This window comes from Plectonema radiosum NIES-515 (genome assembly GCF_025753815.1).
In the GTDB taxonomy this organism is placed as follows: Bacteria; Cyanobacteriota; Cyanobacteriia; order Cyanobacteriales; family Nostocaceae; genus Hassallia; species Hassallia radiosum_A.
Window position 1 is genome coordinate 1 of record NZ_JAOWRF010000014.1, and the last position, 11669, is coordinate 11669.

Genomic DNA, 11669 nt, shown 5'->3' on the forward strand with positions numbered 1-11669 from the left:
GTAGTAGTAGTAGTAGTAGTAGTAGTAGTAGTAGTAGTAGTAGTAGTAGTAGTAGTAGTAGTAGTAGTAGTAGTAGTAGTAGTAGTAGTAGTAGTAGTAGTAGTAGTAGTAGTAGTAGTAGTAGTAGGCGGGTTTTGTCTGTGTAGCCGCGATTTTTAATCGCCAGGGCTTTATTCTAAAACGTGATGATATTCTTTTTGCTTCGGTGATCGCATCCCACCGCAGTCTCAGTAAAATCGCTAGAATGCACGAAATAAAGCGATACGAGGTTGCGGCAAATGCTCAGGCGACTTTGGCGGTGGCTAAAAAGGTCTTTAGTGCGTTTATTTAATAGTAAGTCTCCACCGTTGCGAAAACGCAAAATCGTAGAACCACCAGAACAGCCGACATATACAGAGTATTATGAATCGTTAGCATGGTTGGAGCGAGGGAATGGGCAAGTAATGGCAGGAGCTTTTGTGGGTGCGATCGCTTCATTCGACAAAGCTATAGAAATCAAACCTGACTTTGAATCAGCTTGGTATAACCGGGGTATTGCGCTGGGTAACTTAGGGCGATTTAATGATGCGATCGCATCTTACGACAAAGCCATAGAAATTAAACCTGATAAAGAGGAAGCTTGGTGCAATCGGGGTGTTGCGTTGAATGATTTAGGGCGATTTAATGATGCGATCGCATCTTACGATAAAGCTATAGAAATTAAACCTAACTCCGATGAGGCTTGGTATAACCGGGGTATTTCGCTGAATAAATTATGGCGATTTAATGATGCGATCGCATCTTACGACAAAGCCATAGAAATTAAACCTGACAAAGAGGAAGCTTGGTGCAATCGGGGTATTGCGCTGAAAAATTTAGGATGCGATGAAGAAGCGATCGCATCTTACGACAAAGCCATAGAAATTAAACCTGATAACAAGGAAGCTTGGAACAATCGGGGTATTGCGCTGGATAACTTAGGGCGATTTAATGATGCGCTCGCATCCTACGACAAAGCTATAGAAATTAAACCTGACTTTGAACCAGCTTGGAACAACCGGGGTCGTACGCTGGTTGACTTAGGACGAAATGAAGAAGCGATCGCATCCTACGAAAAAATGAGTTCCTACGACAAAATTAGCAAAACAATCACAATCTACAAAAATCCCGCATAAATCAGCAAGGCAGGACTTACGCAACTGTCACAACCAAAGCGAATGGGAAGGGGTATGAAACGGTGACGCTTCAGTAGCGTAGTGGTTTCCATGTGAGGTTGGTGAGGAAATAAATCGGGTGTCTTAAGCGCAGGCGATCGCTCGCCCGTAGTGGAGTGTTCGAGACCCTACAATAGGAGAAGCAGGACTTTGGGTGTTTCTAACATTGAATCAAGGCATGTGTCGCAAAGCTCGTATCCAGAGAAATCATATCGGCCCTTGCATGTTGGTCTGGCTTAGGCTTAAAGACTTAGCGTATAAAACTTGTCTTACTATTTATCAATTAAAGTACGGATTACTCTCAAATTATCTCATTCAACAATTGAAACGTCCCGTCCTTCCCATGTTTTTGGTCTAGCTATGAAGACGCGATCGCCTGTGCCAGTTGCGTAAGTCCTGTTAGGATGAATCGTAAAGACGATCAGAACGGAACGTCTCTACAATATGTCAAATTTATCGACGTGTATTGTCAAATCCCAAGCGACAATATGCAATGCCGGAAATCTTGCCCTGAAACTCTTACCATACGCGGGTTTATCCGTTGCTGGTGGCATTGCTACCAAAATTCTCCCTTTACTTCAAGACGGGAGGTTCATGTTGAATTTCACCCAAAAAGGCAGGATGCGAAGCCTCCTCGAAGATATACCGGTGCATATTGTTCTGAATCAACATGTGGGATTAATCGGTGCTGCTTTGCACGCAGCTAGGTTATAACAGCTGGCAGCATAAGTAGTATTCGCATCTCCAAAAGCAACAACTATGACAATGAAAGTTTTCTTACCATTAATCGCTGCCGCAACTTTTGTCAGCAGTACATACAGGGTAGTTGAAGCGCGTAAATCTCAACTTCCGGTTTCTCAAGGGCAAACAGTTGATGCTCAGGTATCACAATGGAAATTATTCACCGCACCAGATGGACGTTTTACCATTTTGATGCCAGGAATGCCCAAAAGAGTTACCCAAACTCAAAAAACATTCATGGGAGAAATTAATTTAGAAGTTTTTCTCGGACAACCACCGAAACAAGAAGTAGCATATGTAGTTGCTTTTAATGACTTTCCCCATAGTTATGGTCAAATGACCAGTTCTCAAGAAATCCTCAATAATGCACAGGAAATGGCTTTAAAGACTACGCAAAGTAATTTAATTGGAGCGCGAGATATTCGTAGTTCTAACGGTCATCCAGGCAAAGAAATTAAGTATATAAATTCTGGTGGCAAAATCACTCTTAATAGAATGTATTTAGCTGAGGGACGCTTGTATCAAGTAATGGTGATAACGACTAAAAAACAGCAAAAGTATTTAGCAAAAAGCATTAGGGGGTATTTAAATTCCTTTAATGTTGTATTGCAAAAGTGAGATTATATTCGTAGTGAAGACTTAAGTCCTCGTCTTATAAGATAAGGACTGAAGTCCTCACTACAGGCAAAGCAGAGGTAACTTATGAGCGAACTACAGACAAAATTACCAACTGATATTTGGGTTGCAGCGACTTGGGATGAATATATTCAAGCAATTGAGAATCCGGCTTACGAAAAAGCCAAGGGTTATTATCACAATGGACAAATGAGGATTGAAATGACACCACTCGGTAATGACCACGCTAGCGACCACGGAATTATCATGTATGCCGTTTACCTGTTTGCCAGTATTAAAGGCATTGCTTTGAATGGCAAAGATAACTGCACCTACCGGAAAACAGGCTTAAAAGATGCTCAACCTGATGTATCTTACTACATTGGTGACAACGCTGATGTCATTCCTTATGGAACTTCAATTATTAATCTAGATATCTATCCAACACCGACTTTAGTAATAGAAGTTGCTAACACCTCCCTTGCTGATGATAAAGGTGAAAAACGTCTTTTATATGAGGATTTAGGAGTAGCAGAATACTGGATTCTCGATGTACAAAATGTCCAAGTTATTGCTTTTACTATTGAAAATAATGGTAGTAGACGAATTACTCAATCTCTGGTATTACCTGGATTGGAAATTTCCCTATTAAATGATGCTTTGCGACGTACTCGTCAAATGAATCAAAGTTTAGTATGTGCTTGGTTATTAACTCAATTTCAGAAATAATTAATTCGCAACCGTCGTAGTAGTCTGTCAATTTGATTTTGAGGGATTGTTTGTACTATCCGAAACCTCGTAGAGACGCGAAATTTCGCGTCTCTACATCCTTCATTTTTATGTTGACAGACTAGTAGAGACGTTCAGTCCGGAACGTCTCTACAGTATGTGGATTTGCGCTCCCATGATATTACTTACTTGAAAATCAAATCCAAACGTTGCTGTGATGCTTTCAATGCTTCTTGGGGTGAACTTTTACCCAGCATGACAGATTCTACAGCTCGACCTAAATTTTCGGAAACTCGATTGTAACCGGAAAAAATCGGACGCGATCGCCCATATTTAGCTTGATCCAAAAATACTTTCATTGCCGGGTCTTTTTTGACAAATTCCTGATATTTTGCACTTTGACGCGATTTCAAATTCACGGGTAAATAACCTGTTGCCATTGCCCACTCTGTTTGAAACTCTTCACTCAAAACATACTCAATAAATTTAAACGCGGCTTTTTCTTGCTTTTGCGTGGTCTTAAAAACGAACAGATTCTCACCGCCAATGCTCGTAGCAGGGCGTTGCCCGACCGGAATGGGAAAAACGCCAAAATCGATATTAGATGCTTTAAATTGTCCTAAAGTCCAGCTTCCAGTCAATTGCATCGCTACTTTCCCCGCAAGTAAAGCGTCTGTCTCATAACCGCGTTCTGCACCAGATAATATCGCGGAACCGTCAGTAATTAAATCACGCCAAAATTGCAAACCTGCGATCGCTCCAAAATTCTCCGTCAAGTCAATCGCTGCCGCATTTTGGGAATCACCACCCACCAATTCACCCCCACCACTCCACATAAACGGCAACCAAATAAACACCGTAAATTCACCTTTTCCCAAAGGTAAAATTATGCCATGTTGGTCTATCCTGCCATCACCGTTTTTATCAATAGTTAATTTCTTCGCAACTTGCCGCAACTCCTCCCAAGTCCGGGGTAATTCTGTAATCCCCGCTGCTTTGAACAAACTAGGACGGTAAAAAACGCCAATATTATTAGTAGCAAAGGGCACAGACCAAATCTTGCTGTTGAGTTCCATCGTGGCAAACAAAGCTGGGTCGATTTCCTTTTTTACCGCTGAAGTTTCCAGCATTTCATCCAAAGGTAAAAGTGCATCCAATTCAACTAATTGACCGGCAATTGTCGGATTAAACCATAACAAATCGGGTGTGGCATTTCCCACCACCGCAGCCAAAATCTTCGGCATTTGTTGATCTGATTGTCCGACATAAAGCGAATCGACTTGAATATCAAAATGAGTTTGATTAAACTTGTCTACTAGCTTTTGCAATACATCTCGATTTTGCGATGGATTCACTCCTTGCCATAGTGTGACATGGACGACTTTCTGCTGGGTCAGGTTTCGAGAATTAATTTGACATCCCGTTAAACTGAGAACCGCTACGAGTAAAATTAGTAAACGGACGGCTGTCTTGATAATATTGGCTGGGAAAGACACAAGTTTATGGTTTGTGGGGTGATGCGATCGCATGGGCAAACTTATTGTAAAACTTCTCTTTTTAATCTTCTTGTGTGTCTCTGCTACGAGTGCGTGAGACAAAATAATAAAGTCTAGTATTAACAAGTTTAGATTATGGCAGGACATAGTAAATGGGCAAATATTAAACGCCAGAAAGCCGTAGTGGACGCAAAAAGGGGGAAAACGTTCACTCAGGTGTCACGAGCGATTATAGTTGCTGCGAGAAGCGGTGTACCAGATCCAGCTCTGAATTTTCAACTTCGCACAGCGATTGAAAAAGCGAAAGCGGCAGGTATACCTAATGAAAACATAGAACGAGCGATCGCCAAAGGTGCAGGTACTTTTGGGGGAGATAATACCAGTTTAGAAGAAATTCGCTACGAAGGTTACGGTCCTTCTGGTGTCGCAATCTTAATTGAAGCTCTCACAGATAATCGTAACCGTACAGCCGCAGACTTACGCGCAGCTTTTAGTAAAAATGGCGGGAATTTGGGTGAAGCAGGTTGCGTTAGCTGGATGTTTGAACAAAAAGGTGTGTGTGTGGTGGAAAATGTAGTTGATGAAGAACAGCTTTTAGAAGCATCCCTGGAAGCCGATGCCGAGTCTTATGAGATGACCTCAGATGAGATAGCAGAGGTGTTTACCCAGGTAGCAAATTTAGAGAATCTCAGTCAAAGGTTGAAAGCAAAAGGTTTTCAAGTAACGGATGTAGAATTGCGCTGGATTCCCAGTAATAGTGTAGATGTTACCGAGCCAGATCAAGCGCGATCGCTTATAAAGTTAATTGATACTTTAGAAGGCTTGGATGATGTCCAAAATGTCACCGCTAACTTTGACATGAATGAACAACTCATGGCTGCGATTATGGCTTAGTGTATTGTTTGCAGGTGCATCTATGGCAAACATTAGGCGTAAATAGCGCCTATTTTTAGTAGTGTCCTGAATGTGTAGAAAGTTATGATGGAATGCGATCGCTTGATTTAATTTGCCTGTTTTTCTGCGGCTTGTCGTACCATATCAATGTTCAATTCCAAAGCCTCCGCGATTTGTTCTGTACTCAATCCCAACTTCAACAATCGGGGAACCGCTTCTAACTTACCTTCTTGCTTACCTTCTTGCTTACCTTCTTGCTTACCTTCTTGCTTACCTTCTTCTTTTGCTTCTTGATAAACCCTTGTATTTCTGATAACATCCAAACCTAACATAGCTTCTACCTCTTCCCGGCTTAACCGGGGAAATTTATAAATAACTACCGTCTCAATAAATTCTATAATTTCTTGCTGAGTAAGTGCATTAGTCAACTGCCGTCTTGCTTGTTCAATTAACTGTTTAGCTTTTGCGGCTGTGCGACTTTCACGACAGACAACTAACTGTACAATACCAACTCCAATTGAAGTATCTGCGGTTTCCCCTAATTCATTTAAATATACACGCTGCACTTGGGGGCTGTTTAGTAACAAACTATACGGCTTAGTTTCATCAGGTTCCAGACTGCGACGGGGAAATATAACAACTGCACGCCAATCATTCACAGATTGGTATTGATATAGATAGAGAAAAATTTCTGCAAAGACTCGCTGGTAGAAAGCTTCGTCTTTTTGAAACTGTACCTCAAGGAAATAAATGAGTTGATTGGGATTATTAGGCGTAGGTAAAAATACTCCATCCAGGCGAAAGGCTTGTTGTTTCAGTTCGATAGAAGTAAATTGATAGCTGTTAGCGACAGTTCCAGGCTGACCAATTAATTCAAAAAATACGCTCGGAAAAGCTTGAAATAGACGATAGAAAAGGGTGTCAGTTTTCACTTCTTTGCTAAGATCACAGTTTCCCAATGGATTTTACAGCATATTGAATACACGTAGAGACGATTCTGTGCTACGTCTCTACAAGGTTTTCGGTTTTATATATGTACTTCATTAAATCTGCTGAATGCGCGATCGCAACTTGCGGAGCGCTAGCTGTTATTGTCAAAATGAAGAAAGATGAATAATCTTATTGTTTCTTTAATTTTTCTTAACAATGACGCTGACTCAAACCCTTTCCCCAACCCAAATACCCAGAGAAAACCAGGGATATGAATATGATTTAGTGATTGTTGGCGGTGGGATAATAGGCTTAACCCTAGCCGCTGCGTTGAAAGATTCTGGCTTAAATGTGCTGCTAATTGAAGCGAGAGTGGAATCAGCAGCAGTTGCCAAAGGACAAGCTTACGCAGTTCACATGCTTTCAGCGTTAATTTACCAAGGAATTGGCATTTGGGAAAAAATATTGCCCCAAATCGCTACTTACCGCCGCGTTCGCCTTTCTGATGCCGATTACCCGAATGTGGTAGAATTTGCCACAACCGATATCGGAACCTCAGATTTGGGTTATGTGGCAGACCATCAAGCACTATTGCAGCCATTGCAAGAGTTTGTCAAAGAATGCCCAAATGTAACTTACCTTTGTCCGGCAGAAGTGGTAAACACTGAATATCAGCAAGATGTAGTCGCGATAGATATCAAAATTGCTGGGGAATTGCGGACAATACGTAGTAAATTATTAGTTGCAGCTGATGGAGCGCGATCGCCTATTCGTGAAGCCGCAAAAATCAAAACTCATGGCTGGAAATATTGGCAATCATGTATCGTCGCATTTGTCAAGCCAGAAAAACCACATAATGATACCGCTTACGAAAGATTTTGGTCAAGTGGTCCCTTTGCGATTTTACCTTTACCGGGGAACCGCTGTCGAATAGTTTGGACTGCACCCCACGAAGAAGCAAAAGCTTTGTGTGCCTTAGATGACGAGCAATTTTTAAAAGAATTAACTCGGCGTTATGGCAATCAAATGGGCAAGTTAGAATTACTAGGCTCGCGCTTTGTTTTTCAAGTGCAACTTATGCAAAGTTCGCGCTATGTTCTCCCCAGATTAGCATTAATTGGTGATGCAGCGCATAATTGCCATCCCGTCGGCGGACAAGGTTTAAATCTGGGCATTCGTGATGCAGCAGCTTTAGCGCAGATATTAGAAGAAGCGAAAGCAACAAATCAAGATATCGGCGACATTCGCATCCTCAAACGCTATCAAAGTTGGCGTCAGCGAGAAAATCTAACAATTTTAGGTTTCACTGATTTGTTAGATCGAGTATTTTCTAACAACTTCTTACCAATAGTTTTAGCTCGTCGCTTTGGTTTATTAACTATGCAGAAAGTACCTCTGTTAAAAATATTCGCTCTCAAGTTAATGATTGGGATGAAAGGACGTACTCCAGAAATAGCGCGACGCTAAAACGAGATAGCGATCGCATCTATTAAAAACCGTATTTGGATTTGAGGAAGCGATCGCATCTGCTTCGTAGTGAGCGGTTTACCGCTCTTGGATTTTAACGGCTTAAGCCGTTACTACGTTAAGGAGCGTTTATTTATGCCCATCTATTTAATTAAAAACTTAAGTATCGGCTAATTATCCAAACCAGATTGACTCTACTCTTGCTTCTGAATAGAATCTGACAAATTCTTCGCCAAATTCATAAAATCTGAAGGTATCATTATCACAGTGGTGGTGTTGTTTTCTGCGCCTATTTCTGTTAGCATTTGCAGTCTTCGCAATTCTAAAGCTGCGGGATTTTCCATAATCGCTTTGGAAGCTTCAGATAACTTAATTGAGGCTTCTTGTTCTGCGGCAGCTTTAATTATGCGAGCGCGTTTTTCGCGAATTGCTTCGGCTTCTTTTGCCATTGCGCGTTGCATTGCTAGGGGAATTTCCACATCTTTCATATCTACCCGTTCAATGACAATTCCCCACGGTTCAGTGATTTCGTCTACAATTTCTTGGACTTTGGTGTTGATTTTGTCACGATTTTGTAAAACATCATCTAATATATTTTGACCCACAACGTTGCGTAAAGTAGTAAGAGCGGTTTGATAAACAGCAAATTCGTAGTTTTCTACTTTATTAATCGCTTTGGATGGGTCAAGAATTCGGTAATAAAGAACCGCACTCACTTTAATTGTGACGCTATCTGCCGTTACAGTTTCTTGAGGTTCAACATTCACCGTTTTCGTGCGAATATCAATTTGGGCTTTTTGGTCAATTACTGGTAATATCCAATATAATCCGGGTCCGCGAACTCCATTTATTCTTCCCAGGCGAAAAATAACACCGCGTTGATATTCTCGGTCTAGCTTGAAGCCGGCAAGAAATATTAAAAAAGCAAAAAATGTACCTGTAAGTAGTCCCATTTTGTCACCTAACTAATATATAAATAGCTCTATTTTATACCTTTGATAGATGTAGTGACAGCAATTGTATGGGGAATCTAGGAAAAATAGCGATCGCACTTCGTAATTAAAAGCGCACATGCTCCCATTAAATTTCCCGTAAATAGCCATCATGAACTGGGTACAGCAATAACTCATGAAAAATTTTTCCCCTTTTGTAGGCTTGAGGGTTGAACTCAGTTGGAAAAACAACTGTGGTAATTTATGATACCGAGATTTTGGGTTCGCGGAAATTATTCGCCAACCATCTTTTTTGTCCAAAGTCCAAATAAAATCAAAAGTCTAAAAAAATTAAGAATTGCTCATTCTGTCCACGAGTAGTGCTAAAGTTTCAAGAAATTCATCTGAAGTTTTCAGCGGGTATCAATGCTGAAGAAGTTACAGAAAAGACAACTTTCTATAATTGCGGGTGCAGGACTGTGTGCCTTTTTGGCTGGCGCTATAGTTAGTGCTCCGGAGATCGGAAAATCTGTGGGACAATGGATAAAACTGTCCAAAAGTCCACCAGAACAGATATCTGAAGCAACCAAAGCTAAATCAGTGGTGCTACCATTGGTGTCACAATTGCCACAAGAACGAGCGGGAAAACTAGAGGCGATCGCCAAAGACTCGAAATCACCAGATAGAAATCGCGCTCGTTATCTTTTGGCAAGTGATTTGATTGAAAGCAAAGACGGGAAAAAAGCGCTATCGTTACTCGAAGGACTGGAAAATGATTATCCACAACTAGCACCCTATGTTTTGCTCAAACAAGCACAAGCACAGGATTTATTAGGTAAAGATGGTAATGCCTCAGATATTAGACGAAAAGTGATCAAGCAGTATCCCAAAGATGTTGCTACAGTCAAAGCCTTGTATCTGATTGCCCTACCAGATACCCAAGAAGCAGCGATCGCTCAATTTCCTTCCCATCCCCTAACTTGGGACATTATTCGCAAGCGCTTAGAAGAAAATCCCAATCAACCCAAATTAGAATTAATTCTGGCAAAATATACTTTTGACCAACCAGGAATAATTAGCGTGTTGGATCGGTTAGTTAGTAACTCCACAGATCCGACACAGGTGGAAGCGGAAACTTCCCTCAAACCAGAAGATTGGGAAATAATTGGTACAGCTTACTGGGAAAATAACGAATTTACCAAAGCAGCTTATGCTTATGCTAAAGCCACCAAAACACCCCGCAACCTCTACCGCACTGCACGAGGATTGCAAGTCGGTGGACAAAAAGAACAAGCGCAAGCTATTTACCAGCAAGTAGTACAGCAATTTCCCCAAGCGACAGAAACCGCTACTGCTTTGATGCGTCAAGCCGAAATGGTAAAATCATCTAAAGATGCCTTACCATATCTTGACCAGGTAATTGCTAAATTTCCAGAGAAAGCTGGTGCTGCACTGATAGAAAAAGCGAAAATTCTCGACAACAGCGATAAAAAAGCAGCAGAGGCAGCGCGGCAATTACTGATAACCAAATATGCCAATTCTGAAGAATCCGCAGAATATCGCTGGAAAATAGCCCAAGAGAAAGCTGCATCGAAAGATTATAAAGCTGCATGGCAATGGGCAGAACCAATTACTACCAAGAACCCAGATAGCATTTTGGCACCAAGAGCAGGCTTTTGGGTAGGTAAATGGGCTACTTTACTAGGCAAACAACAAGAAGCCAAAGCTGCGTATGAGTATGCGATCGCTCAATATCCTTACTCTTATTATGCATGGCGATCGGCGGCAGTTTTGGGGTTAAATGTCGGCAACTTTAACAATGTCCGTCAGCTAAATCCAGAAGTAGTTTTATCAGGGCGCCCAGTACCTCCCGCAGGTTCGGAAACCTTCAAAGAATTATATCTCCTCGGTCAAGACCGTGATGCCTGGTTGCAATGGCAAACAGAATTTGTGAACAAAATGCAACCAACGGTAGCAGAGCAATTTACAGAAGGTTTGATGCGGTTAGCACAAGGAGAAAACAAACTAGGAATTGACAAAATTTCTAAATTAGAAGACCGAGAAATACCAGAAGAAAAAGCTCAGTATCAAGCTCTCAAACAACAGATTATCTACTGGCAAGCTCGTTATCCCTTTCCTTATCTGAATGAGGTTGAGAAGTGGTCGCAACAGCAGAAAATGAATCCTTTGCTGGTGACTGCTGTGATGCGTCAAGAGTCTCGGTTTCAGCCAAAAGTTAAATCTACTGCTGGTGCTACTGGTTTGATGCAAGTTTTACCCAGTACAGCCAAATGGATTGCACCACAAATCAAGATGGATAGTCAAAAAATTGACTTGGAAAACGAGAGTGAAAACATCATGTATGGTACTTGGTATTTGGCTCACACCCATCAGCAATATCAAAATAACTCACTTTTTGCGATCGCATCTTACAACGCAGGTCCGGGTAACGTCAGCAAGTGGTTGCAAACTTTATCAAAAGACGATCCTGATGAATTTGTCGAAGCAATTCCCTTTGACGAAACCAAAAATTACGTGCGTCAAGTATTTGGCAACTACTGGAATTATCTGAGACTTTACAATCCCGAAGTTTCTGCCATAGTGTCAAAATACTCAGCCGCACATCCGGAATTGCCGAAGTAGGGGATGAGGGGGATGAGGGGGAGGAGGGG

The 11669-nt window shown here is 41.5% G+C and carries 9 protein-coding genes and 1 pseudogene; 7 read left to right on the forward strand and 3 right to left on the reverse strand.

What is annotated here, in order from left to right; all coding sequences use genetic code 11:
- The first annotated feature begins 278 nt into the window (after positions 1 to 278).
- The 4 genes and pseudogenes from OGM63_RS01385 (at position 279) to OGM63_RS01400 (ending at position 3278) form a co-directional block, all read left to right on the forward strand.
- A complete protein-coding gene (locus OGM63_RS01385; RefSeq protein ID WP_263743710.1) occupies positions 279 to 1154 on the forward strand; it encodes a tetratricopeptide repeat protein in 876 nt (291 codons plus the stop codon).
- Between the two features lie 534 nt (positions 1155 to 1688).
- A pseudogene (locus tag OGM63_RS01390) lies at positions 1689 to 1907 on the forward strand (glucokinase); the annotation flags it as partial.
- Between the two features lie 51 nt (positions 1908 to 1958).
- Positions 1959 to 2552: a hypothetical protein gene (locus OGM63_RS01395; RefSeq protein WP_263743711.1), complete on the forward strand. Its 594-nt coding sequence runs from the start codon at positions 1959 to 1961 to the stop codon at positions 2550 to 2552.
- Between the two features lie 84 nt (positions 2553 to 2636).
- On the forward strand, positions 2637 to 3278 hold the full coding sequence (locus tag OGM63_RS01400; protein ID WP_263743712.1) for a Uma2 family endonuclease: 642 nt from the start codon (positions 2637 to 2639) through the stop codon (positions 3276 to 3278).
- 185 nt (positions 3279 to 3463) lie between these two features.
- Here OGM63_RS01400 and OGM63_RS01405 read toward each other — a convergent pair whose 3' ends face one another.
- A complete protein-coding gene (locus OGM63_RS01405; protein WP_263743713.1) occupies positions 3464 to 4807 on the reverse strand; it encodes an ABC transporter substrate-binding protein in 1344 nt (447 codons plus the stop codon).
- 102 nt (positions 4808 to 4909) lie between these two features.
- Here OGM63_RS01405 and OGM63_RS01410 point away from each other — a divergent pair, with 102 nt between their 5' ends.
- Positions 4910 to 5668: a YebC/PmpR family DNA-binding transcriptional regulator gene (locus OGM63_RS01410; RefSeq protein ID WP_263743714.1), complete on the forward strand. Its 759-nt coding sequence runs from the start codon at positions 4910 to 4912 to the stop codon at positions 5666 to 5668.
- Positions 5669 to 5775: 107 nt separating this feature from the next.
- Here OGM63_RS01410 and OGM63_RS01415 read toward each other — a convergent pair whose 3' ends face one another.
- A complete protein-coding gene (locus OGM63_RS01415; protein WP_263743715.1) occupies positions 5776 to 6600 on the reverse strand; it encodes an Rpn family recombination-promoting nuclease/putative transposase in 825 nt (274 codons plus the stop codon).
- A gap of 214 nt (positions 6601 to 6814) precedes the next feature.
- On the opposite strand from OGM63_RS01415, the gene OGM63_RS01420 reads away from it, so the two are divergent.
- Positions 6815 to 8065: an FAD-dependent hydroxylase gene (locus OGM63_RS01420; RefSeq protein ID WP_263743716.1), complete on the forward strand. Its 1251-nt coding sequence runs from the start codon at positions 6815 to 6817 to the stop codon at positions 8063 to 8065.
- Positions 8066 to 8259: 194 nt separating this feature from the next.
- Here OGM63_RS01420 and OGM63_RS01425 read toward each other — a convergent pair whose 3' ends face one another.
- The gene (locus OGM63_RS01425; RefSeq protein WP_263743717.1) at positions 8260 to 9018 is read right to left on the reverse strand and encodes a slipin family protein; all 759 of its coding nucleotides are present in this window, start codon (positions 9016 to 9018) and stop codon (positions 8260 to 8262) included.
- Between the two features lie 405 nt (positions 9019 to 9423).
- On the opposite strand from OGM63_RS01425, the gene OGM63_RS01430 reads away from it, so the two are divergent.
- Positions 9424 to 11640 (forward strand): lytic transglycosylase domain-containing protein, encoded by a 2217-nt coding sequence (locus OGM63_RS01430; RefSeq protein WP_263743718.1) that lies wholly within the window; start codon positions 9424 to 9426, stop codon positions 11638 to 11640.
- The last annotated feature ends 29 nt before the right edge of the window (positions 11641 to 11669 follow it).